Annotated in this window: 23 protein-coding genes; 5 read left to right on the forward strand and 18 right to left on the reverse strand. The window is 67.9% G+C overall.

The window, feature by feature from the left end:
* From ADE01S_RS26210 to mltG, 5 genes are all read right to left on the reverse strand, one after another.
* On the reverse strand, positions 1 to 718 hold a 718-nt coding region (locus ADE01S_RS26210), incomplete at its 3' end, for an ankyrin repeat domain-containing protein (protein ID WP_062684747.1).
* A 38-nt stretch (positions 719 to 756) separates the two neighbouring features.
* Positions 757 to 1,527, reverse strand: a complete 771-nt coding sequence (locus tag ADE01S_RS26215) for a TatD family hydrolase (protein WP_062684691.1) — start codon at positions 1,525 to 1,527, stop codon at positions 757 to 759.
* Positions 1,528 to 1,593: 66 nt separating this feature from the next.
* Positions 1,594 to 2,691: a DNA polymerase III subunit delta' gene (gene holB, locus ADE01S_RS26220; RefSeq protein ID WP_062684693.1), complete on the reverse strand. Its 1,098-nt coding sequence runs from the start codon at positions 2,689 to 2,691 to the stop codon at positions 1,594 to 1,596.
* A complete protein-coding gene (tmk, locus tag ADE01S_RS26225; protein ID WP_062684695.1) occupies positions 2,688 to 3,311 on the reverse strand; it encodes a dTMP kinase in 624 nt (207 codons plus the stop codon). Before tmk ends, holB begins: the two co-directional genes overlap by 4 nt.
* Complete coding sequence (gene mltG, locus ADE01S_RS26230; RefSeq protein ID WP_062684697.1) at positions 3,308 to 4,444, reverse strand: endolytic transglycosylase MltG; 1,137 nt, start codon at positions 4,442 to 4,444, stop codon at positions 3,308 to 3,310. Before mltG ends, tmk begins: the two co-directional genes overlap by 4 nt.
* A gap of 153 nt (positions 4,445 to 4,597) precedes the next feature.
* Between mltG and ygfZ the strand changes: the two genes are divergently transcribed.
* Positions 4,598 to 5,599 (forward strand): CAF17-like 4Fe-4S cluster assembly/insertion protein YgfZ, encoded by a 1,002-nt coding sequence (gene ygfZ / locus ADE01S_RS26235; RefSeq protein WP_062684699.1) that lies wholly within the window; start codon positions 4,598 to 4,600, stop codon positions 5,597 to 5,599.
* 6 nt (positions 5,600 to 5,605) lie between these two features.
* On the opposite strand, the gene ADE01S_RS26240 is transcribed toward ygfZ, so the two are convergent.
* The 7 genes from ADE01S_RS26240 to ADE01S_RS26270 all read right to left on the reverse strand — a co-directional run bounded on the left by ADE01S_RS26240 (position 5,606) and on the right by ADE01S_RS26270 (position 11,076).
* The gene (locus ADE01S_RS26240; protein ID WP_062684701.1) at positions 5,606 to 6,295 is read right to left on the reverse strand and encodes a VIT1/CCC1 transporter family protein; all 690 of its coding nucleotides are present in this window, start codon (positions 6,293 to 6,295) and stop codon (positions 5,606 to 5,608) included.
* 77 nt (positions 6,296 to 6,372) lie between these two features.
* A complete protein-coding gene (locus tag ADE01S_RS26245; RefSeq protein ID WP_062684703.1) occupies positions 6,373 to 6,810 on the reverse strand; it encodes a PaaI family thioesterase in 438 nt (145 codons plus the stop codon).
* Position 6,811: 1 nt separating this feature from the next.
* The gene (mmsB, locus tag ADE01S_RS26250; protein WP_062684705.1) at positions 6,812 to 7,702 is read right to left on the reverse strand and encodes a 3-hydroxyisobutyrate dehydrogenase; all 891 of its coding nucleotides are present in this window, start codon (positions 7,700 to 7,702) and stop codon (positions 6,812 to 6,814) included.
* An 84-nt stretch (positions 7,703 to 7,786) separates the two neighbouring features.
* A complete protein-coding gene (locus ADE01S_RS26255; protein WP_062684707.1) occupies positions 7,787 to 8,962 on the reverse strand; it encodes an enoyl-CoA hydratase/isomerase family protein in 1,176 nt (391 codons plus the stop codon).
* A complete protein-coding gene (locus ADE01S_RS26260; RefSeq protein ID WP_062684709.1) occupies positions 8,959 to 10,113 on the reverse strand; it encodes an acyl-CoA dehydrogenase family protein in 1,155 nt (384 codons plus the stop codon). The genes ADE01S_RS26255 and ADE01S_RS26260 overlap by 4 nt, the downstream gene beginning before the upstream one ends.
* 191 nt (positions 10,114 to 10,304) lie before the next feature.
* Positions 10,305 to 10,652, reverse strand: coding sequence for an RnfH family protein (locus ADE01S_RS26265; RefSeq protein ID WP_062684711.1), 348 nt, complete (start codon positions 10,650 to 10,652; stop codon positions 10,305 to 10,307).
* The gene (locus tag ADE01S_RS26270; RefSeq protein WP_062684713.1) at positions 10,642 to 11,076 is read right to left on the reverse strand and encodes a type II toxin-antitoxin system RatA family toxin; all 435 of its coding nucleotides are present in this window, start codon (positions 11,074 to 11,076) and stop codon (positions 10,642 to 10,644) included. The genes ADE01S_RS26265 and ADE01S_RS26270 overlap by 11 nt, the downstream gene beginning before the upstream one ends.
* Positions 11,077 to 11,365: 289 nt before the next feature.
* Here ADE01S_RS26270 and smpB point away from each other — a divergent pair, with 289 nt between their 5' ends.
* Complete coding sequence (gene smpB / locus ADE01S_RS26275; RefSeq protein WP_042793334.1) at positions 11,366 to 11,839, forward strand: SsrA-binding protein SmpB; 474 nt, start codon at positions 11,366 to 11,368, stop codon at positions 11,837 to 11,839.
* A 1-nt stretch (position 11,840) separates the two neighbouring features.
* Here the strand turns inward: smpB and ADE01S_RS26280 are convergent, their stop codons facing one another.
* From ADE01S_RS26280 to ADE01S_RS26290, 3 genes are all read right to left on the reverse strand, one after another.
* Positions 11,841 to 13,034, reverse strand: a complete 1,194-nt coding sequence (locus ADE01S_RS26280) for a GGDEF domain-containing protein (RefSeq protein ID WP_062684715.1) — start codon at positions 13,032 to 13,034, stop codon at positions 11,841 to 11,843.
* Positions 13,035 to 13,060: 26 nt separating this feature from the next.
* Positions 13,061 to 13,987, reverse strand: coding sequence for an SPFH domain-containing protein (locus tag ADE01S_RS26285; RefSeq protein ID WP_062684716.1), 927 nt, complete (start codon positions 13,985 to 13,987; stop codon positions 13,061 to 13,063).
* 94 nt (positions 13,988 to 14,081) lie between these two features.
* Complete coding sequence (locus ADE01S_RS26290; RefSeq protein ID WP_062684717.1) at positions 14,082 to 14,516, reverse strand: NfeD family protein; 435 nt, start codon at positions 14,514 to 14,516, stop codon at positions 14,082 to 14,084.
* A 168-nt stretch (positions 14,517 to 14,684) separates the two neighbouring features.
* Between ADE01S_RS26290 and ADE01S_RS26295 the strand changes: the two genes are divergently transcribed.
* Together ADE01S_RS26295 and ADE01S_RS26300 are read left to right on the forward strand one after the other, a co-directional pair.
* Positions 14,685 to 15,422: a glutamine amidotransferase gene (locus ADE01S_RS26295; protein WP_062684718.1), complete on the forward strand. Its 738-nt coding sequence runs from the start codon at positions 14,685 to 14,687 to the stop codon at positions 15,420 to 15,422.
* A 103-nt stretch (positions 15,423 to 15,525) separates the two neighbouring features.
* Entirely contained in the window at positions 15,526 to 16,371 is an 846-nt protein-coding gene (locus tag ADE01S_RS26300) for a bifunctional transcriptional activator/DNA repair enzyme AdaA (RefSeq protein WP_062684719.1), read from the forward strand.
* A 33-nt stretch (positions 16,372 to 16,404) separates the two neighbouring features.
* On the opposite strand, the gene ADE01S_RS26305 is transcribed toward ADE01S_RS26300, so the two are convergent.
* Entirely contained in the window at positions 16,405 to 17,466 is a 1,062-nt protein-coding gene (locus tag ADE01S_RS26305; RefSeq protein ID WP_062684720.1) for a hypothetical protein, read from the reverse strand.
* Between the two features lie 192 nt (positions 17,467 to 17,658).
* Positions 17,659 to 20,025, reverse strand: coding sequence for a phosphoenolpyruvate synthase (ppsA, locus tag ADE01S_RS26310; protein WP_062684721.1), 2,367 nt, complete (start codon positions 20,023 to 20,025; stop codon positions 17,659 to 17,661).
* A gap of 182 nt (positions 20,026 to 20,207) precedes the next feature.
* Here ppsA and ppsR point away from each other — a divergent pair, with 182 nt between their 5' ends.
* Positions 20,208 to 21,035 (forward strand): posphoenolpyruvate synthetase regulatory kinase/phosphorylase PpsR, encoded by an 828-nt coding sequence (gene ppsR / locus ADE01S_RS26315; protein WP_062684722.1) that lies wholly within the window; start codon positions 20,208 to 20,210, stop codon positions 21,033 to 21,035.
* 7 nt (positions 21,036 to 21,042) lie between these two features.
* Here the strand turns inward: ppsR and ADE01S_RS26320 are convergent, their stop codons facing one another.
* Positions 21,043 to 21,426: a hypothetical protein gene (locus ADE01S_RS26320; RefSeq protein WP_075873418.1), complete on the reverse strand. Its 384-nt coding sequence runs from the start codon at positions 21,424 to 21,426 to the stop codon at positions 21,043 to 21,045.
* Position 21,427 lies beyond the last annotated feature (1 nt).

A 21,427-nucleotide genomic window follows, 5' to 3' on the forward strand; every position in this document is an offset into this window, starting at 1 on the left:
CATCGACGGGGCCGCCGGCGCGGCGCTTGCGGCGCGCCTCGTCCTGCTGCGCGATCAGCGTGTCGAGTTGCGTTGCCAGCGCGGTCGACTTGCCGGTGCGCGCCCAATCGGCGGCGGTCTGGCCCTTCGTATCGCGCGTGCCCACGTCCGCGCCGGATTTCAGCAGCAGGTCCACCATGGGCTTGCGGCCCGACAGCGCCGCCATCATCAGGGGCGTTTCGCCGTTGGGCGCGGGCGCGTTAGGCATGGCGTGCTGCGCCAGCAGCAGGCGCGCCATCTCCATCTGCCCTTTCGAGGCCGCGTAGTGCAGCGGCGTCCAGCCCAGCCGGTTGACCTGCGCGCCGCGCGCGATCAGCTTTTTCGCCCTTTCGGTCTGCCCCGCGATCGCCAGGTACATCAGCGGCGTCTCGCCAGCGGGATTCTCCGCGTTCACGTCGGTGCGCTTGTCGGCCGCGATCACGTCGAACACGTTCCAGGCGCCGTCGACCACCGCCCGCATCAGCGCCGGCTGGCCGTTCTTGTAGCGCACATTGGGATCCGCGCCCTGCTTGAGCAGGTCCCGGATGTCGTCCGGGTAGTCGTTGGCGACGTACACCCACCAATCGGCGGGATTGGCGGCCTGGGCCGCCGGCACGGCCATCCCGAGCGCCAGCGCCAGCAGCGCCCCCCGGCAGCCTGACAGCAGGGCCCGATGGGCGGAAGCGACATTGATAGGCATGGGCATCCTAGAATTTACTTTAACTAAAATGGATTGGATTATTTCTTTATCTTATTGAAAAGACGGAAGAAATTGTCCGTGGAGGCACGCGCCACCTCCGCCACCGGGATCCCGCGCAGGTCGGCGATCTTCTCCGCCACGTGTATCACCTTGGACGGGTCGTTCAGCTTGCCGCGGTACGGCACCGGCGCCAGGTAAGGCGAATCGGTTTCGATCAGCAGCCGGTCCAGCGGCACCTTCGCGGCCACTTGATGCACCAGCTGCGCGTTCTTGAACGTGACGATGCCGGACAGCGAAATGTAGAAATTCTGGTCCAGTGCCGCCTGCGCGACCTCCCAGCTCTCGGTGAAGCAGTGCATCACGCCGCCCACCTCGGCCGCCTTCTCTTCGCGCAGCATGCGCACCGTGTCTTCGGCGGAGGCGCGCGTATGCACGATCAGCGGCAGGCCAGTATCGCGGGCCACGCGGATATGGCGGCGGAAGCGCTCGCGCTGCCAATCCAGCGGCTCCGACAGCCGGTAGTAGTCCAGGCCGGTCTCGCCGATGGCCACGACCTTCGGATGCGCGGACAGGCGCGCCAGTTCTTCCACCGAGGGATCGGGGGTGTCTTCGTAGTCGGGATGCACGCCCACCGAGGCCCACAGGTTGCCCTGCGGCTCGACCAGCGACATAAGGCCGGGCCATTCCGGCATATTGACGCTGACGACCAGCGCGTGCGTCACCTGGTTGGCGGCCATCCGTTCGAGGATGGCGGGCAGGTCGGCGGCAAGCTCCGGGAAATTCAAATGGCAGTGGGAATCGACGTACATGGTGAATCGGGATGAAAGTGCCGGCGCCCCGCCCCAGGCCGGGCAAAGCGCCGTCGGATCAAGGGCTTACGCCTGGCAGGATAGCACCACGCGCTGAAGGGTGGCGTGGGCGAACAGCTTGGCGTTGAGGGGGTGCGTGGCCAGCGCGCGCTGCCGCGTGAGCCAGCGGGCGGATTCGGCCACCCGGGCCGGATTCATGCGCGCCGCGACCTGCGCCACGCTGCCCGCCAGGGCGGGGAAATAGCGCGCGGGCGCGCCCGCGCCGGCCAGCATCAGGTCGGTATAGAGCCGTTGCAAGGCGTCGATCCATTCGCTGGCGGCCACCTTCTCCAGGGCCTCGGCCAGGGTGCCGACGTCGGGCGCCTGCCCATTGGCCAGCGGCCCCACCAGTTGCGTCAGCCAGGGCGGGCACGCGGCCTCGCCCGACTGCGCCAGGCGCAGCGCGGCCAACGGAGCGCCGCCGGCGGCGGCCAGCCATTCGCGCGCGGGCTCGACGTTCTGCTCCCGCAGCCACCGCAGCGCGGTCTCCGGGTCGGGCGCCGGCAGCGGCAGGCGCCGGCACCGCGACACCAAGGTCGGCAACAGGCGGTCCGGCGCGTCCGCCACCAGCAGGAAAACGGTGTGCGGCGGCGGCTCCTCCAGCACCTTGAGCAGGGCGTTGGACGACACCACGTTCAGCGCGTGGGCGGGATACAGCAGCGCCACCCGCCAGCCGCCGCGGTGCGTGGCGGTGTTGAACCAGGACTCCAGCGAGCGGATCTGGTCGATGCGGATTTCCTTGGACGGAGCGCGTTTGCTCGCGCCGGTGGCCGGTTCGGCATCCTCCGCGGGCTCGGCGGCGTCGGCCCCCTCTTCCAGCGCCACGGCCTCGGGCCGGATGCGGCGCAGGTCGGGATGGTTGCCGCTGGCGAACCAGCCGCAGGCGGCGCAGCGCCCGCAGGCCAGGCCGTTCTCCGGCGTTTCGCACAGCAGGCTGGCCGCCGCGGCGACCGCGAAGTCCAGCTTGCCGATGCCGGCCAGGCCATGCACCAGCCAGGCGTGCGCGAAGCGGTCGCGGTTGCCCAGCCAGGCGCGCGCGGTTTCCATCTGCCACGGCAGGAATTGCGGCGCGCCGGGGGAACCGCCGTCGGCAGGCGCTGCGGTGGAGGAACGGGCCGCGCTCATGCGGCCTGCCCCAGGAGTTCGCGCAGCCCCGCCTCCAGCCCGGCGCGGACCTCGGCGATGGTGCGCGTGGAATCGACGATGCGGATGCGGCCCGGGTCGGCGGCGGCGCGCGCATGGTAGGCCGCGCGGGTGCGCTCGAAGAAAGCCGCGCCTTCGCGCTCGAAGCGGTCGGGCTCGCGGGCGTCGGCCAGCCGCGCCCTGGCCACTTCCAGCGGCACGTCGAAGAGCCAGGTGCGGTCGGGCTGGCCCGCCCGCATCCAGTCCTCCAGGACCGCCACGCGCTCGGCGCCCAGGCCGCGCCCCCCGCCCTGGTAGGCGTAGGTGGCGTCCGTGTAGCGGTCGCACACGACCCAGGCGCCGCGCGCCAGCGCCGGTTCGATCACTTGCCGGACGTGCTCGCAGCGGGCGGCGAACATCAGCAGGGTTTCGGTATCCAGGCCCATCGGGTCGGCCAGCAGCAAGGCGCGCAGCTTTTCGCCCAGCGGCGTGCCGCCGGGCTCTCGGGTGGACACCACGTCCAGCCCCTGCGCGCGCAGGAAATCGGCGATCCAGTCGGTGTGCGTGCTCTTGCCCGCGCCGTCGACGCCCTCCAGCGTAATGAAGCGTCCACGCGAGGTCATTGGTCTTGTCCTTGTTGTACTTGCGGCGAGTCGGGTTCGTCGGCCGGCTCCGGGCTGGCCGGCGAGACCGGGGCTGCGGCGGGCGCCGGACTCGGCGCGGCGTTGCGGCTCGGAGCCGTGTTCTGCCCCTGTCCCAGGATGTAGCGGGACACGTTGCGATTGTGCTCGGACAGGTTGACCGAGAATTCGCTGGTGCCGTTGCCGCGCGAAACGAAGAAGAGAAATTTGTGCTGCTCGGGCTGCACCGCCGCGAGCAGCGACGCCCGGCCTGCCGCCGCGATCGGCGTGGGCGGCAGGCCCGGCCGCGTGTAGGTGTTCCAGGGCGTGTCCGTCTGCAGGTCGCGCTTGCGGATCCGCCCCTGGTAGGCCTCGCCCATGCCGTAGATCACGGTGGGGTCGGTCTGCAGCAGCATGCCGATCTTCAGGCGGTTGGTGAACACGCCGGACACGCGCCGGCGGTCGGGGCCGTGGCCCGTTTCCTTTTCGATGATGGAGGCCAGCACCAGGGCTTCGTACGGCGTGCTGACGGGCAGGTCGGACTGGCGCTGGTCCCAGGTGCTTTGCAGGATGCGCTGGCCTTCCTGGTAGGCGCGGCGCAGCAGGTCGAAATCGGTGCTGCCCGGCGTGAAGATATAGGTGTCCGGAAAGAACATCCCTTCGGGATGCTTGATGTCGGACCCCAGGCGTTCCATCAGGGCTTCGTCCGACACGTCGCCCAGCGTCTGCTTGACGTCCGGATGCGAACGCAGCGCCTGGCGGATCTGCCGGAAAGTCCAGCCTTCCAGGAAGGTGATCTGCCGCTGCGTCATGTCGCCGCGGGCCAGCCGTTCGAGCAGCAGCCACGGCGTATCGCCGTTGATCGCCTGGTAGCCGCCGGCCTTCATCTGCTTGTCGAGCTCGGACAGGCGCGCCATCCAGACGAAACCGGGCTCCCACATCGGGACGCCGGCCTCGTTCAGCACGCGCGCAACCGTGCGCGGGCTGCTGCCCGGGTCCACCACGAAATCGATCTTGTCGGCCGACAGCTGCATGGGCCTGTGCATCCAATGCCAGGCGGCGCCCACCGCGGCGGCGGCGGCCAGCACGAGGAGCAGGAAAGACCACAAGACGTAAAAACGGAGTCGCTTCTTCATAAGTCCCGGAAGTTTAATTGATCGCGCGGGCCTGTCGGGCCAAAAGAGGGGCCGGAGCGCGCCGTCCGCCCCTTTGCCCGGCGGGGACATGGCCCTGCCGAGCGGGGAACGCGGCTATCATCTGCGTTTTGATGTCGCGATACCCCCGCCGCCATGCATGCTTTCCATTCTTCGATTCCCGCCAGCGCCGAAGGTTGCGCGCAATGCGCGCCGCTCGATGATTTCCTGGTCTTCTCCGCCGCCGGCGCCGACGCCCTGACCTTCCTGCACGGCCAGCTGACGCAGGACGTCACCGGCCTGCCCGCCGACGCCGCCCGCCTGGCCGGCTACTGCACCGCCAAGGGCCGCCTGCTGGCCACGCTGGTGATGTGGCGCGCGCCCGCCTCGGACGCGGATGACGCGCCCCGGCTCTACGGCCTGGTGCGCCAGGATCTCGCCCAGGCCCTGATCAAGCGCCTGTCGATGTTCGTGCTGCGCGCCAAGGCCAGGCTGGCGGCCACGCCGCTGCGCGTGGCGGGCGTGCTGGCCACGGAAGAACAGGCCGCCAGGCTGGAAGCCGCCGCGGGCGCCCTGCCGCGCGCGCCCTGGCAGCGCGCCGACCTGCCCTCGGGCACCTGGATCGCCGCGCCGTCCGCCGACGCGCGCCTGCGCTGGTGGTGGATCGCCTCGGACGAGCAGCTCGCCCAGGCGTCCGCCCTGGCCGGCGCGCTCCAACGGATTCCCGCCGCGCAGTGGCATGCCGCCGACCTCGCCGCCGGCATCCCCTGGATCACGGCCGCCACCCAGGACGTCTTCATCCCGCAAACCGTCAACCTGGACCTGATCCAGGGCGTCAGCTTCACCAAGGGCTGTTATCCGGGCCAGGAAGTGGTGGCGCGCAGCCACTATCGCGGCACGGTCAAGCGCCGCATGGCCTACGGCACCATCGCCGGCGCCGAGGCGCAAGGCGCGGCGCTGGCCGGCGTGGACGTCTACGACGCCGCCCAGCCCGGCGAGCCCACCGGCCGCATCGTGGATGCCGCCAGCGAGGACGGCGTGGTGTCGGTGCTGTTCGAGACCGCGCTGGCCGCGCTGCCCGACGGCGACCTGCGCCTGGGCGCGGCCGACGGCCCGCGCATCGCGGCCGCTCCGCTGCCCTACTCCATCGCGCCCTGAGGCCCGCTAGACCGCCACGCCGAACAGCGCGCCCACGGCGGCGGTCGCGGCCATCGCCAGGGCGCCCAGGATCGTCACCCGCAGCGCGGCCGGTCCCTTGGGCGCGCCCCCGGCCCGAGCGGCCAGGGCGCCCAGCCCCGCCAGACAGGCCACCGACGCGCCAATGACCCAGCCGATCAGCTGCGGCATCGGCGCCAGCGTCGCCACCAGCAACGGCAAGGCCGCGCCACCGGCGAACGACGCCGCCGACGCCACCGCGGCCTGCACCGGCCGGGCCCGGTTATGCACCGAAATGCCCAGTTCGTCGCGCGCGTGCGCATCGAGCGCGTCGTGGCTGGTCAGCTGGCGCGCCACCTGCGTGGCCAGGTCCCGGGTAAGCCCTCGTCCGACGTAGATATCGATGAGTTCGGCCAGCTCCTCGCTGGAGTTGCGCTTGAGCGAACGCTGTTCCAGGCGCAGGTCCGCGGCCTCGGTATCCGCCTGCGACCGCACCGAGACGTATTCGCCCGCGGCCATCGACAGGGCCCCGGCGACCAGCCCGGCCAGGCCCGACGTGAGGATGGCGCCATGCGTGGCCTGCGCGGCCGCGACGCCGGTAATCAGGCTGGCCGTGGACACGATGCCGTCGTTCGCGCCCAGCACGGCGGCGCGCAGCCAGTTGCTGCGAAAAATCCGATGATGTTCTCTAGGAGGCATTGCCAGCTACCCATGCTACGCGCGACAAGCCGCGGGGCGGCCCCGCCTTCGTGGCCGGGACCGCCCCGCGCGGGAGTTCAGCGCGGCGTCACGCGCACCGCGGTTAGCAAGCCTATCACGCAAAGCGTGGCTTGCTCGCCCTCGTACGCATGGACTTCGACCTGGCAGATCGAGAGCCGCTTGCCGGGCTTGACCACCCGGCCGCTGGCGACGTAGCGGTCGCCCTTGGCGGGGGCCAGGAAGTTCATCTTGAACTCCGAGGTCAGCACGTCCTCGCCCGGCTCGAACAGCGTGTAGGCGGCATAGCCGCCAGCGCTGTCCGCGATCGTGGTGGAGATTCCGGCATGCAGGAAGCCGTTCTGCTGGCAGAGGTCGGCCCGGTAGGGCAGGACGATGTCCACCCGCCCGGGTTCCACCACGTCCAGCCCCGCGCCCAGCAGCGCCATGATGCTCTGCCGGTCGAAGCTGGACCGGACCCGGGAGGCCGGGTCCGAGGATGCCTGGAGCTGCGCCATTTCAGTCCTGCTCGCGCTTGACCAGATTGACGATGCTGGAGAAGTCGAGCCTGCCCGACCCGCCCGCGCTGTGCAGGGAATACAGATTGCGCGCCAGTTCGCCCAGGGGGATGGAGGCCCGCGCCGACAGGGCCGCCTCTGCCGCCAGGCCCAGGTCCTTGAGCATCAAATCCACGCCGAAACCGCCCGCGTAGCCCTTGGAGGCCGGCGCATGCTCCATCACGCCGGGCCATGGGTTGTAGAGTTCGGTCGCCCAGTTGCGGCCGGAGCTCTTGGCGATGATGTCGGACAGCACCTTGGGGTCCAGCCCGTTGGCCACGCCCAGCGCCAGCGCCTCGGAGGTGCCCGCCATCAGGATGCCGAGCAGCATGTTGTTGCAGATCTTGGCCACCTGGCCGGCGCCCGCGGGGCCGGCATGGAAGATGTTCTTGCCCATTTTCTCCAGCACCGGGCGCGCGCGATCCAGGGCCGCGGCCTGCCCGCCGACGATGAACGTCAGCGTGCCCGCCACCGCTCCCCCCGTGCCGCCCGAGACCGGGGCGTCGATCATGGCGATGCCGCGCACGTCGGCGGCCCTGGCCACCTTGCGGGCCGAGTCCGGCGCGATGGTGCTGCATTCGATGACCAGCGCGGAGGACGGGATCTTGCCCAGCAGGTCCTCGTCCAGGTACAGCCCCTCCACGTGCTTGCTGGCCGGGAGCATCGAGATCACCACCTCGGCGCCCTTGACGGCCTCGGCGGCCGAGGCGGCCGCCTTGGCGCCTGCGTCGGTCAGCCCTTTCACGGCCGCCGGCACCAGGTCGAAGACCGTGAGGCTATGGCCGGCCTTGACCAGGTTCAATGCCATGGGCGCGCCCATGTTGCCCAATCCGATAAACGCGATACTGCTCATGATGTCTTGTCTCCTGTTGCCATTGCTGTAGGTATGGAATCATCGTGTACTGCGTAAGGGGAACCGGCCCGGCCGCCGGATGGGCTAGCGTCCTTCCTTGCCCAGGTCCGCGAGCGGATGGGGCTCGCCTTCGGGCCAGGGTTCGTCGAAGAACTTCTGCACCCAGGCGTCGGTCGCCATGTCCATGACCGCCGGATTCCAGCGCGGCGTCTTGTCCTTGTCGATCAGCAGCGCGCGGATGCCTTCGGCGAAATCGCCATGCGCGGTGCAGGCCAGCGCCGCGATGTACTCGGCGCGGAACACGTCGTCCAGCGAGCGCAGGCGCATGCGCTGCTGCAACGCGAACGACAGGCGCACCGAACCCGGCGAGCCCGCCAGCATGGTCGACGCGGCGCGCGCCAGCCAGGGGTCTTCGTGGTCCTTCAGGGCCGCCAGTTCTTCGTAGATGTCGTCCAGACGGTTGCCGCTGCACAGGCTGTTGATCAGGAACGAGTGCTGGCGCAGATTGCCGCCTTCCAGCGGCGTCTTCGGCTCCAGCGCCGTGAGGGCGCGGCGCAGCAGGCCGTCGTTGATCGAACGCGGGGGAATGGCGTCGTCCGCCGCCCCCGCGGCCTGGCCGGCCCACGGTTGCTCCTGCAGCGAGGCCAGCAGCTTGGGCCAGTCCGCGTGGTTCAGGCGGAAATCCGCCAGGCCGGCGAAAAATGCGTCGGCCGTATTCATGTGCGCGCCGGTCAGCGCCAGGAACAGGCCGATGCGGCCCGGCATGCGGTTGAGCAGCCAGCTGCCGCCCACGTCCGGGAACAGGCCGATCGTGACTTCCGGCATCGCCAGCCGCGAGGTTTCGCTCACCACCCGGTGGCTGGCGCCCATCATCAGGCCGATGCCGCCGCCCATGACGATGCCGTGGCCCCAGCACAGCACTGGCTTGGGATAGCTGTGGATGCGGTAGTCCAGCCGGTACTCGTGCTCGAAGAAGCGCCGCGCGTACGCATTGCTCCAGCCGGACTTGCCCTCGTTCTCGCGCATGCTGCGGTAGAGCCCGTGCAGGTCTCCCCCGGCGCAGAACGCCTTCTCGCCCGCGCCCTGCAGCACCACCAGGGCCACCCCCGGATCGCTTGCCCAGACGTCGAGCTGCGCGGCCAGCAGGTCCACCATCTCCAGCGACAGGCCGTTCAGGGTCTGCGGCGAATTCAGCGTCGCGATCCCGAAGCGCATTCCATTGGCAGCGGCTTTTTCTTCGAACAGCACCGGTGCGTTCATCTTATGTCGGCTCCTTTTTCCAACAATTGGCGGGAAATGATCACACGCATGATCTCGTTGGTTCCCTCCAGAATCTGATGAACGCGAGTATCGCGCACCAGACGCTCCAAGGGATAGTCCCGCAAGTATCCATAGCCGCCGTGGATCTGCTGCGCGTCCAGGCAGATCTGGAACCCCATGTCGGTGGCGAAGCGCTTGGCCATCGCGCAGTAGGTCGCGGCGTCGGGCGCGCCGGCATCGAGCTTGCACGCCGCCAGGCGCACCATCTGGCGGGCCGCCACCAGGTGCGTGGCCATGTCGGCCAGCTTGAATTGCAGCGCCTGGAACTCGGCCAGGCGCCGGTTGAACTGCCTGCGCTCGTCCATGTAGCGCCGGGCCGCGTCCAGCGCTCCTTGCGCGGCGCCCACCGAGCAGGTGCCGATATTGATGCGCCCGCCGTCCAGGCCCTTCATGGCGATCTTGAAGCCTTCGCCCTCCTGGCCGAGCATATTGGCGGCCGGCACGCGGACGTTCTCGAACGTGATGGGGCGGGTGGACTGGCTGTTCCAGCCCATTTTCTCTTCCTTGCGCCCGTAGCCGATGCCCTCGCTATCGGCGGGGATGGCGAAGGCGCTGATGCCGGCGGCGCCCTCGCCCCCGGTGCGGGCCATGACCACCAGCAGGTCCGTGTCGCCGCCGCCAGAGATGAAGGCCTTGGCGCCGTTGACGATGTAGTGATCGCCGTCGCGCTGGGCGCGGGTGGACAGGGAGGCGGCGTCGGAGCCCGCTCCGGGCTCGGTCAGGCAATACGACGCCAGCTTCTGGCCGCTGGCCAGCAAGGGACCCCAGGCTTCGCGCAGCCCCGGCTGCCCCCACTTGCCCACCATCCAGGTGGCCATGTTGTGGATCGTGAGGAACGCCGTGGTGGACGGGTCGACCGCCGCCATTTCCTCGAATACCAGGGTGGCGTCCAGGCGCGGCAGCCCCAGGCCGCCGATGTCCTCGCTGGCGTAGATGGCGCAGAAGCCCATCTCGCCCGCCCGGGCGAAGGCCTCGCGCGGGAATATGCCTTCGGCGTCCCAGCGCGCGGCGTTGGGGGCCAGCTCGCCCTCCGCGTAGTCGCGCGCGGCTTGCGCGAAAGCCCGCTGCTCGTCGGTCAGTTCCAAGTCCACAGCCTGTCTCCTGTTGTAGTCGGTATTGTCTGTTGGCGTTGCTGCCGTCTCGTGAACGCCAGCACGTCGATTTTGACATGACGTTGACGTAAACGTAAGGGCGTACCGACGTTTATGTTACGCCTGAAGCGGCGGCGTGATTTGTCTCACCCGCGACAATGTGTTGCCCGGCCCCTTCGCCGGGTCCGGGACTACAGCAGGCCGGCCGGGCGCACGCGCCCGTTCCGGGCGGTCTTGGCGCGGCGGTGCTCCGCGCGACGCCGGCGCGATTCCATGGGATCGAAGCTCAGGCCGCGGTAGATCTCCACGCGGTCGCCGTCGGCCAGCGGGGCTTGCGGTTCGGTGGCTCGGCCGAAAATGCCCACGCCCCGCTCCCAGGGCCTTACCACCGGGAACGCGTCGCCGAAGCCGCTGGCCGCCAGCGCGTCCGCCACCGTGGCGCCCTCGGGCAGGCGCAGCTCCTTCATCCAGACGTGGCCCGGCAAGGCGTAGCAGACGCTGACGCTCAGAGGCCGCGCCCCGGACGGCTCATTCGCCATACTTGGCCTGCGCGCGCTTGGTGAAGGAATCGATGAAGCTGGTGGCAATGCGGTTGAACACCGGCCCCACCACCATTTCCAGCGCCCGGTTGGAGAACGCGTATTCCATGGTGAACAGCACCTTGCAGGCGTCTTCGGCCAGGGGCTGAAACTCCCAGTGTCCGACCAGGCTGGAGAACGGGCCGTCCACCAGCTCCAGGTCGATCCGGTCGGGATAGGCGTGCTTGTTGCGCGTGGTGAAGCGCTGCTTCATGCCCGCGAAACTGATCAGGATGGACGCCTGCATGCCGTGCTCGTCGCGGCTCTGCACCTCGGCGCCGCCGCACCACGGCATGAACTCGGGGTACTTCTCCACATCGGCGACCAGGTCGAACATCTGGGCGGCGCTGTAGGGCACCAAGACGGATCGTTGTACTTTGTGCATCGACTATCGCAAATGGCTAGAATGGCAGGATTTTACCAATAGGCATCGGCGGGCATGATGTAGGCATGGCCCACGGCCGAAGGTACCCCCCCGAAGCGCTGCGCGCTTTCCCCTCAAAGGGCGCCGCTGGCGGACCGGCCAAGCCGGATCCGCGCGGGGAGTTCACGCCGGGGCCCGCGCGGGGGCTCAATGTGGGGGAACCCTCTGCAAGCGACCGCGAGCCATGAACTGGAGCCCTTCCGATAACCTATCGGCGGCAGGCTCCGACGACACGTACAGAACAGGCTTTATGAGCATTATCGACAACCGCAAGGCCACGCACGACTACTTCATCGAAGACCGCTACGAAGCCGGCCTGGTGCTGCAAGGCTGGGAAGTCAAGGCGATCCGCGACGGCCGCGTGCAGCTCAAGGAAAGCTACGTCATCGTGCGCGATGGCGAACTCTATCTGCTGGGCATGCACGTCAGCCCTCTGCCCACGGCCTCCACGCACATCCACCCCGACGCCATGCGCACGCGCAAGCTGCTGCTCAAGGCCGAGGAAATCAGCAAGCTCATCGGCAAGGTCGAGCAGCGCGGCTACACGCTGGTGCCGCTGAACCTGCACTACAAGAACGGGCGCATTAAGCTGGACTTCGCGCTGGGCCGCGGCAAGAAGCTGTTCGACAAGCGCGACACCGCGCGCGAAAAGGACTGGCAGCGCGAGAAAGAGCGCATCATGAAGCACGACACCCGCGCTCCGCGCCGCGGCAAGGACGACTGAGTCACACGGCGGCGACCGCGGGCATGGGCTGGCGCTCGGCGTCGGCCGACGGCCCCACGATGCGGTTGCGCCCCGCCGCCTTGGCGGCATAGAGCTTGCGGTCCGCCCGCTCGAAGAACGATTGCAGGCTCTCTCCCGGCACCCAATTCGCCACCCCGGCGCTGAACGTATACGAGATGGTGCTGCCGCCGTGCGCGCAAGGCGTGCGCCGCACCGAATCCAGCAGCCGCCCCGCCACCTCCATCACCGCGTCGCCGCGCAGGTCCGGAAACAGCACGGCGAACTCCTCTCCCCCGACGCGCCCCACGTGGTCGCCGGTGCGCAGCGTGGCGGTGGCCAGCAGCCCGAAATGACGCAGCACGGCATCGCCGGCGGCATGGCCGTGGGTATCGTTGATGCGCTTGAAGTGATCGATGTCCAGCAGCAGCATCGCCAGCGGCCGGCGCGTGCGCAAGGCCTGCGCGCAAAAGCGCTCGGCCTGCAGCCACCACGCCTTGCGCGACATCAGGCCGGTCAGGAAATCGGTATTGGCTTCCTGCTCGCGGTCCGCCAGCATGCGGTCGTGGATGATCATGATGGTGCCCAGCGTCAGACAGGGCATGGTCAGCACGCCCAGCGTCATGAACGCGATGTTCCAGGCGGTCGGGAGCAAGAGCGCCTGCGGCTCCGCGATCTGGAGCAGGTAGACCACCGCGCGCGCCGCGCACACCACGGCCGAGATGATCGCCACCACGCGGACGAAATGGTAGCTGTAGCGCGACCGGTTCATGGGCATGCCGTGCCCCACGGTGACGGCCACGGCCACCATAAAGCCCGTCATCAGCACCGACATCGCCACCATGCGGGCCCCGACCTGCGGCTCGATATAGGTGTAGGCGGCCAGCACCAGCAGCGTGATGCCGGAGGCCAGCCCCATGAGATGCCTGGGCACCGGGCGGCCGACCAGCCGGCACAGACCCGCGTAGTAGGCGCAGAGCGCCAGGGCGACGGCGGTATTGGCCAGGATCACCGACAGGAACAGCGGCGCGTCGGTGGCCTGGAACGCGAACGCGCCGAAGGCCGCCAGTGTCAACAGATTGGCGCGTATCGCTTCCTTGATGCCCGCCATGCCGCTGCGGGCCAGGGACCCGAGCACGCACAGCGCAAGCACCCCCGCCAGCGCTGCTACCAAAAGCAAGTTAACGGGAGCGATCATCGTCCGTGCGCCCGCGGGCGCGGTTGTCAGGTGTTCCGGGTGGACTTCACGATGGTCATGGCGGAGGCGATCATCCCGCCCACGTCCGACAGGTTCGCCGGCAGGATCAGCGTATTGCCTTCCTTGGCCACGTTGCCGAACGCCTCGACGTAGCGCTCGGCCACCTTGAGGTTCACGGCTTCCATGCCACCCGGCTGGCGCACCGCGTCGGCCACCTGCGTGATGGCCTTGGCCGTGGCTTCGGCGATGGCCAGCACGGCGGCGGCCTCGCCCTGCGCCTGGTTGATCTGCGCCTGCTTTTCGCCTTCGGAGCGGGCGATCGCGGCTTCGCGCTCGCCGGTGGCGATATTGATCTGCTCCTGGCGGCGGCCTTCGGAGGCGGCGATCAGGGCGCGCTTCTCGCGCTCGGCCGTGATCTGCGCCTGCATCGAACGCAGGATCTCGTTGGGCGGCGTCAAATCCTTGATCTCGTAGCGCAGGACCTTCACGCCCCAATTCAACGCGGCCTCGTCCAGGGACGAAACGATGTTGCTGTTGATGGAGTCGCGCTCTTCGAAGGTGCGGTCGAGTTCCATCTTGCCGATGACGGAACGCAGCGTCGTCTGCGCGAGCTGCGTGATGGCCGAGATGTAGTTCGACGAACCGTAGGATGCGCGCATCGGGTCCGTGACCTGGAAGTACAGCACGCCGTCCACCTGCAGCTGCGTGTTGTCGCGCGTGATGCAGACCTGGCTGGGCACGTCCAGCGGGATTTCCTTGAGCGAGTGCTTGTACGACACGCGCTCGATGAACGGGATGACGAAGCCCGCGCCCGGCGACAGGACGCGGTCGAACTTGCCCAGGCGCTCGACCACCCAGGCATGCTGCTGGGGAACGATGGCGATCGCCTTGACGACGATCAGGATCGCCAACGCGACGACGACGAGCAGGACGATAGTGGAAGGATCGATCATGCGGAACCTCTTCTTCTGATAAATCTGTTCACAGGGCCCGCCGGATCGGCTCGGGCCTGCTGCCGGCCCCGCTCTCGGCGGGCCGGCGCTCTGCTCAGGCCGGGCCGGGCGTGCCCTTGGGGGTCAGCACCAGGATCGAGCCGCGCATTTCGGTAATGGTCTGTTCACCCGCCTGCGGCGCTTGCCCCGGAGCCAGCTCGGCCTGCCAATGCGCGCCGCGATACCAGACGCGCGCCGTGCCATTATCAGACCAAGCCTCGACCGAAACCGTCTGGCCGATGTCCAGGTTGACGTCGGCATTGCTGGCGGAATCGACCTCGCGCTTCTTCAGCACGCGGGTCTTGCGCAGGACCAGGAGGCCCAGCAGCAGCACCACGCCGCAAGCCACGAGCTGCCATTCGAGCCCGGCGCCGAACCAGGCGGCCACGCCGCCCGAAGCCAGTCCCAGCGCCACCAGCAGCAAATAGAAGGTACCCGTCGCCAGTTCGCCGATCAGGGCCAGCGCAGCCAGTCCCAGCCATATCCACATAGTCTTCGTTCGCCCGAAAGGATGAGTGCTTGTGCCGGATTGTACGTATTTCCGGGACGGAGCGGTGAAGGCGCCGCGCCTCAAGGACAATGGCCCTGGATTATGATGTGCGCTGGCGGTGGCGGTCCATCAGGATCCGGCGCCCGCACCCATTACGCAAAGTCCCCAATGACCGCAGCAATTCCTTCCGCCCTTCCCGTCCTGATCCTGCATACCGGCGATCCGGACGACACGCTCAAAAGCCAGTTCGGCGGCTATGCCGACCAACTCGCGCAGGCCGCGGGCCTGACCCCCGACGCCATGGAGATCGTGGCCGTGCACGAGGGCCGCAAGCCGCGCCCGCCCGCCAGCTATCGCGCCGCCCTGATTACCGGCTCGCCCGCCATGGTGACCGACAAGGAACCCTGGAGCGAAGACACCGCCGCCTGGCTGCGCGAAGCCGCCGCCGCCGGCCTGCCCATGTTCGGCGTCTGCTACGGCCACCAGCTGCTGGCCCATGCCCTGGGCGGCAAGGTGGGTTACAACCCGGCGGGCCGCGAAGTCGGCACCCAGACGGTGGAATTGCTGCCACCCGCCGCCGGCGACAAGCTGCTGGCCGGGCTGCCGCCCACGTTCCCGGCCCAGATGCTGCACGCCCAGACCGTGCTGCAGCCGCCGCCCGGCGCCGCCGTGCTGGCGCGCTCCGACCTGGACGAGCACCAGATGATCCGGATCGGCCGCAACGTGTTCTCCACCCAGTTCCACCCCGAATTCGGCCCCGACTTCATCCGCGCCCACCTGGAGCGTTTCGGCCGCCGCTACGCCGCCGAAAACCTGGACGTGCCCGGCCTGTCGGCCAATGTGCGCGCCACGCCCGTGGCGGGCGGCCTGCTGCGCCGCTTCCTGGACGCCTACGCCCCCGCCTAGGGCCCGGGCGCTGCGTCCGCGCAACAACCGGAGTGCGGCGGACGGCGTGGGTTGAGACGATATGGTCAAGCGCAGCCCTCTGCGCAACCCTCAGGAGTCCCTTATGAGCCACGCCGCAGCCTCGTTGAGCAAACAGCACGCCGCCGCCGTCGAGCGCGCCTGCCGCGCGCTGGAATCCGAGCAGCCGCCCGACCTGGCCACGCTGGCCGAGCAGGCCGGCATGAGCCGCTTCCATTTCCATCGCGTGTTCAAGGCGGCCACCGGCATCACGCCCAAGGCCTACGCCACCGCCCTGCGCGCCAACCGCGCCCGCGCCCGCCTCGAACAGAGCGCCAGCGTCACCGACGCCATGTACGACGCCGGCTTCAATTCCAGCGGGCGCTTCTACGAGGCCGCGCCCGCCATCCTGGGCATGACGCCCACCGCCTTTCGCAGGAACGGCGCCGGCGTGGACATCCGCTTCGCCGTCGCCCAATGCTCGCTGGGCGCCCTGCTGGTGGCCGCCAGCGACACCGGCATCTGCGAGATCGCCCTGCACGAAGACCCGGAGCAACTCGTGCGCGACCTGCAGGACCGCTTCAAGGCGGCGCGCCTGATCGGCGCCGACGCGCAGTTCGAGAACTGGGTGGCGGCCGTCGTGGGCTTCGTGGAAGACCCTTCCCGAGGCCTGGACCTGCCGCTGGACGTGCGCGGCACCGCCTTCCAGCGCCGGGTCTGGGAGGCGCTGCGCGAGATCCCCGTGGGCGCAACCGCCACCTACACCGACATCGCCGAACGCATCGGCTCGCCGCGGGCGGTGCGCGCCGTCGCCCGCGCCTGCGCCACCAACCACATCGCGCTGGCCATCCCCTGCCACCGCGTGGTGCGCACCGACGGCTCGCTCGCCGGCTACCGCTGGGGCATAGACCGCAAGCGCCAGTTGATCGCCCGGGAAGCCCTGGCAGCCTGAGATCCTTGCGTCCGGCCGCCTGAGCCTGGCGGATCAGAACCTGAAGGCCGACGCCGCCCGGATGTCGTTGAACTCCCGTATCGCGGATTCGAATTGGCCGTTCTCGGTCGATGTCAGCAAAACGGAGTCCGCCGTGTCCTGGCGCTTGAGGATTGCCGCCAGGTTGGGGGCCGGGATGCCTTGCTCCTTGGAAAAGGCGAGCGCGCTCTTTCCTTCAACCGACAGGCGCTCCAGCGTGTCCTTGGCTGAGGCCCACGATTTCCAGGGATCGGTGCTGGCAATGACCCGCACGATAATGTGATTGTTCTTGACGCGATTGCCGTCGTAAGTCAGGCCGACGATGTCGTCATAGACCAGGCTTTTGCCATTCAGTTTCTCCAGGGGCACCACGCCCGGCTCCTGGGCCTTGCCCGCGATCAGGATGGCATGAACGCCCGGCCTCTCCGTGTAGGCGGCCGCCCTGCCACCTTGCAGGAAGCGCAGGCCGAAACTCGCGAACGGCACTGTGTCCGCCCCCTCATTGATCGCCCGCTCGACGACCTGGCTGAACGAATCGCCGAAGACCGAGGCGTACTCCGCATAGGGATTGACGGGAATGGGGATCTTCCGACTGACTTCGATGACGGTTTCCAACGTCTTCGTGAATTCAGTCTTCTCTTTTCTCTTGCTGAGAAAAAGATCCATCACGATGCTGGTCACCAGATAGTCTTCTCCGCTCAGATTGAACGTGTCCAGCAAGGGTAAGCTCTTGATGGGAATCTCGACGCGGCCGTCGTCGTAGGTCTTAACGTCGAATTTGTAGACCCGGCTGATGGTGAGTGTCGTGGATGAACTGTTCCGCTTGCGTGAATTGATGCTCATCTTCGCCGTGATGGCCACCTCCTTGTCCTTGGTGAACCATCCGTTCTCCTTGAACAGGACGGCTCGCTCCAGGAAAATCGAGGCCGCATCGGTCTTGATATCGAACGTTCCCGACGGAAGATCGTTGGCGATCGGCACGATGGTCGCACCTCCCGAAACCTCGGACGCGCTGGCAGCGCCCCCCAGCAGCGAGGTGCCCAGGCACAGCGCTGCGATCACAGATGCCGTTTTCATGCTTTCCCCTTTCGTGGCGTTGCCACGGACGCTCTCGGCATTTACGGATCCGGCGGACTGCGCGAGCCGGCAATGGCACAGATTGTCCTACCGCGCCCTGGGGCTTGCCAAGCAATATGTGCGTTGTCGGCAATCCGACAAAAAAAAACCGCGCCCATCCGGGCGCGGCATTTTTTCAGACCGGCGGACCGATCAGTTCTTGGCCAGGCGCTGCCAGGTATCGACAACGGTGTCCGGGTTGAGCGACATCGACAGGATGCCCTCGTCCTTCAGCCATTGCGCGAAGTCCGGGTGGTCGCTGGGGCCTTGGCCGCAGATGCCCACGTACTTGTTGGCGGCCAGGCAAGCCTTGATCGCGCGGCGCAGCATGAACTTCACGGCCTCGTCGCGCTCGTCGAAGTCGGCGGCCAGCAACTCCATGCCGGAATCGCGGTCCAGGCCCAGCGTCAGCTGGGTCATGTCGTTCGAGCCGATGGAGAAGCCGTCGAAGTACTGCAGGAACTCGTCGGCCAGGATGGCGTTGGACGGCACTTCGCACATCATGATGAGCTTCAGGCCGTTCTCGCCGCGGGCGAGGCCGTGCTTGGCCAGCAGGTTCACCACCTTCTCGGCCTGGCCGAGGGTGCGCACGAAGGGCACCATGATCTCGACGTTGGTCAGGCCCATGTCGTCGCGCACCTTCTTCAGCGCCTCGCACTCCATGCGGAAGCACTCGGCGAAGTCGTCGGCGATGTAGCGCGACGCGCCGCGGAAGCCCAGCATGGGGTTCTCTTCCTCGGGCTCGTAGCGCGAACCGCCGACCAGCTTGCGGTACTCGTTGGACTTGAAGTCCGACATGCGCACGATGACGGGCTTGGGATAGAAGGCGGCGGCGATGGTGGCCACGCCTTCGGCCATCTTCTCGACGAAGAATGCGCGCGGGCTGGCGTGCCCGCGGGCCGCCGATTCCACGGCCTTCTTCAACTCGCCGTCCACGTTCGGATAATCCAGCACCGCCTTCGGGTGGATGCCGATGTTGTTGTTGATGATGAATTCCAGGCGCGCGAGGCCGACGCCGCCGTTGGGGATCTGGGCGAAGTCGAACGCCAGCTGGGGGTTGCCCACGTTCATCATGATCTTCAGATCGATGGCGGGCATCTCGCCGCGGCGCACTTCCTCGACCTCGGTTTCGATCAGGCCGTCATAGATGCGGCCTTCGTCGCCTTCGGCGCAGGACACGGTCACGGCCTGGCCTTCCTTCAGCACGTCGGTGGCGTTGCCGCAACCCACGACCGCCGGAATGCCCAGCTCGCGCGCGATGATGGCCGCGTGGCAGGTACGGCCGCCGCGGTTCGTCACGATCGCGGAAGCGCGCTTCATCACGGGCTCCCAGTTGGGGTCCGTCATGTCGGTGACCAGCACGTCGCCCGGCTGGACCTTGTCCATGTCGGAGATGTCGCCGACCACGCGCACCGGGCCCGAGCCGATCTTCTGGCCGATCGCGCGGCCGGTGATCAGGACCTGGCCGGTGGCCTTCAGGCGGTAGCGCTGCTGGACGTCGTTGGCGCCCTGCTGCGACTTCACCGTTTCGGGACGCGCCTGCAGGATGTAGATCTTGCCGTCGACGCCGTCGCGGCCCCACTCGATGTCCATCGGGCGGCCGTAGTGCTTTTCGATGATGACGGCGTAGCGGGCCAGTTCATTGACCTCGTCGTCGGTCAGCGAGTAGCGGTTGCGCTCGGACACGGGCACGTCCACCGTGCGCACGGCGCGGCCTTCCGGACGTTCCGGATCGAATTCCATCTTGATCAGCTTGGAGCCGATGCGGCGGCCGACGATCGGGTAGTGGCCCTGGGCCAGCGTGGGCTTGAAGACGTAGAACTCGTCGGGGTTGACCGCGCCCTGCACCACGGTTTCGCCCAGGCCGTAGGACGAGGTGATGAACACCACGTCCTGGAAGCCGGATTCGGTATCGATGGTGAACATGACGCCGGCGCTGCCCTTGTCGGAACGCACCATGCGCTGGATGCCGGCCGACAAGGCGACGTCGGCGTGGGCATAGCCCTTGTGCACGCGGTAGGAGATCGCGCGGTCGTTGTACAGGGAGGCGAACACGTGGCGGATCTTGTCCAGCACGTCGTCGATGCCGACCACGTTCAGGAAGGTTTCCTGCTGGCCGGCGAAGGAAGCGTCGGGCAAGTCTTCGGCCGTGGCGGACGAGCGCACGGCGAACGAGCCCTTGCCGTCGGCGTCGAGCTTGGCGAAGGCGTCGCGGATCTGCTTTTCGAAGTCGGCCGAGAACGGCTCGTCCACGATCCATTGGCGGATCTGCGCGCCGGCGTTGGCCAGCTCGCGGACGTCTTCGGGGTTCAGCGTGCTCAAGCGATCAGCGATGCGCTTGTCCAGGCCGGAGGCCTTGAGGAAGTCGCGGAAGGCTTCCGCGGTCGTGGCGAAGCCGCCCGGCACGCGGACACCCGCGCCAGACAGCTGGCTGATCATTTCGCCTAGTGATGCGTTCTTGCCTCCTACCGAGTCCACGTCCGTCATGCGGAGCTGCTCGAACAAAACAACATACGACATTGAAGTCACCTTTTACAATGGAATGAAAGCGAGTTTGGTCAATGCGTCAGGTGGCTGGATCACAGCCCCAACTCTACGCGCTGACCAAACTGGCCTTGGACCGCCCTTGGGGTGACTTATAGGGGCCTGATTGTACTCGGTGGAGTACGTCCGGCCATCCGCCTGGTTGGAATTTTTTACACATGACATCTACCCCGATCGTACGCACGGTATACATCGTTTCCGACAGCACCGGCATCACCGCAGAAACCTTCAGCCAGTCGGTGCTTTCCCAGTTCGAAGGCGTCGAATTCAAGCCGGTGCGGCTGCCTTTCGTCGACACCCTGGAAAAAGCCGCGGAAGTGGCCATGCGGATCGACCGGAGCGCCCTGGAAGCGGGCGTGCCCCCCATCGTGTTCAGCACCCTGGTCAATCCCGACATGCTGGCGCGTGTTCGCCAGGCGAACGGCGTGTTCCTCGACCTCTTCGGCACTTTCGTGAGCCACATCGAGCAGGCGCTGGGGCTGAAGTCCAGCCATTCCATCGGCCGCTCGCACATGCAGGCCAATTCGGAAAAGTACCGCAACCGGATCGATGCGATCAACTTCAGCCTGGCGCACGACGACGGCCAGTTCGTGAACCAGCTGGACCAGGCGGACGTGATCCTGGTGGGCGTTTCCCGCTGCGGCAAGACCCCGACCAGCCTGTACCTGGCCATGCAATACGCCATCAAGGCGGCCAATTTCCCCCTCACGCCCGACGATTTCGAGCGCGGCACCCTGCCCTCGACCATCGCCCCGCACCGCGGCAAGCTCTTCGGCCTGTCGATCCAGCCCGAGCGCCTGGCCGAGGTCCGCAACGAACGCCGGCCCAACAGCCGCTACGCCAAGCTGGAACAATGCCGCTACGAAGTGGCCGAGGCCGAGCGCATGATGCGCCGGGAAGGCATTTCCTGGCTCTCCAGCACCACGAAATCGATCGAGGAGATCGCGACCACGGTGCTGCAGGAAGTGGGCCTGGACCGGGGCTGATCGCCGCTCACTGCCGCTGCGAGAACGGCAGCGGCACCGGCTTGGAGAGGGGTTTGAACAGGCTGCCCGCGGGCAGGTAGAACCCCTGCAGCCGGCCCGAGGACACCACCAGGTAGGCCTCGGAGCCGCCGCCCCTGCCCGTTCGCAGCGGCTCGCCCAGCGGACGGTACACGTCTCCCTGCACCAGGGCGCCCACGCGGCGCCACCGCGAGCCTGCCGGCAGGGTATGGCTCTCTCCGTCCGAGAATGCCACCGTCACGTCGCGGGACAACTGCGAAAGGCCTTCGGCGTCCCCCGCGACCACGGGCACGTAGGTGGCCCGCTGCGGCGATTCGGAAGCGCAGCCGCCCAGGCCCGCGGCGACGCAGGCCAAGGCCGCCAGCGAGCGCATC

Source organism: Achromobacter denitrificans NBRC 15125 (genome assembly GCF_001571365.1).
GTDB classification, from domain to species: domain Bacteria; phylum Pseudomonadota; class Gammaproteobacteria; order Burkholderiales; family Burkholderiaceae_B; genus Achromobacter; species Achromobacter denitrificans.

What these genes read in the sequence shown, in the direction of transcription:
- ADE01S_RS26215 (WP_062684691.1), bottom strand. Translation starts at nt 1,527, where the DNA reads ATGTACGTCGATTCCCACTGCCATTTGAATTTCCCGGAGCTTGCCGCC.
- holB (WP_062684693.1), bottom strand. Translation starts at nt 2,691, where the DNA reads ATGAGCGCGGCCCGTTCCTCCACCGCAGCGCCTGCCGACGGCGGTTCC.
- tmk (WP_062684695.1), bottom strand. Translation starts at nt 3,311, where the DNA reads ATGACCTCGCGTGGACGCTTCATTACGCTGGAGGGCGTCGACGGCGCG.
- mltG (WP_062684697.1), bottom strand. Translation starts at nt 4,444, where the DNA reads ATGAAGAAGCGACTCCGTTTTTACGTCTTGTGGTCTTTCCTGCTCCTC.
- ygfZ (WP_062684699.1), top strand. Translation starts at nt 4,598, where the DNA reads ATGCATGCTTTCCATTCTTCGATTCCCGCCAGCGCCGAAGGTTGCGCG.
- ADE01S_RS26240 (WP_062684701.1), bottom strand. Translation starts at nt 6,295, where the DNA reads ATGCCTCCTAGAGAACATCATCGGATTTTTCGCAGCAACTGGCTGCGC.
- ADE01S_RS26245 (WP_062684703.1), bottom strand. Translation starts at nt 6,810, where the DNA reads ATGGCGCAGCTCCAGGCATCCTCGGACCCGGCCTCCCGGGTCCGGTCC.
- mmsB (WP_062684705.1), bottom strand. Translation starts at nt 7,702, where the DNA reads ATGAGCAGTATCGCGTTTATCGGATTGGGCAACATGGGCGCGCCCATG.
- ADE01S_RS26255 (WP_062684707.1), bottom strand. Translation starts at nt 8,962, where the DNA reads ATGAACGCACCGGTGCTGTTCGAAGAAAAAGCCGCTGCCAATGGAATG.
- ADE01S_RS26265 (WP_062684711.1), bottom strand. Translation starts at nt 10,652, where the DNA reads ATGGCGAATGAGCCGTCCGGGGCGCGGCCTCTGAGCGTCAGCGTCTGC.
- ADE01S_RS26270 (WP_062684713.1), bottom strand. Translation starts at nt 11,076, where the DNA reads ATGCACAAAGTACAACGATCCGTCTTGGTGCCCTACAGCGCCGCCCAG.
- smpB (WP_042793334.1), top strand. Translation starts at nt 11,366, where the DNA reads ATGAGCATTATCGACAACCGCAAGGCCACGCACGACTACTTCATCGAA.
- ADE01S_RS26280 (WP_062684715.1), bottom strand. Translation starts at nt 13,034, where the DNA reads ATGATCGCTCCCGTTAACTTGCTTTTGGTAGCAGCGCTGGCGGGGGTG.
- ADE01S_RS26285 (WP_062684716.1), bottom strand. Translation starts at nt 13,987, where the DNA reads ATGATCGATCCTTCCACTATCGTCCTGCTCGTCGTCGTCGCGTTGGCG.
- ADE01S_RS26290 (WP_062684717.1), bottom strand. Translation starts at nt 14,516, where the DNA reads ATGTGGATATGGCTGGGACTGGCTGCGCTGGCCCTGATCGGCGAACTG.
- ADE01S_RS26295 (WP_062684718.1), top strand. Translation starts at nt 14,685, where the DNA reads ATGACCGCAGCAATTCCTTCCGCCCTTCCCGTCCTGATCCTGCATACC.
- ADE01S_RS26300 (WP_062684719.1), top strand. Translation starts at nt 15,526, where the DNA reads ATGAGCCACGCCGCAGCCTCGTTGAGCAAACAGCACGCCGCCGCCGTC.
- ADE01S_RS26305 (WP_062684720.1), bottom strand. Translation starts at nt 17,466, where the DNA reads ATGAAAACGGCATCTGTGATCGCAGCGCTGTGCCTGGGCACCTCGCTG.
- ppsA (WP_062684721.1), bottom strand. Translation starts at nt 20,025, where the DNA reads ATGTCGTATGTTGTTTTGTTCGAGCAGCTCCGCATGACGGACGTGGAC.
- ppsR (WP_062684722.1), top strand. Translation starts at nt 20,208, where the DNA reads ATGACATCTACCCCGATCGTACGCACGGTATACATCGTTTCCGACAGC.
- ADE01S_RS26320 (WP_075873418.1), bottom strand. Translation starts at nt 21,426, where the DNA reads ATGCGCTCGCTGGCGGCCTTGGCCTGCGTCGCCGCGGGCCTGGGCGGC.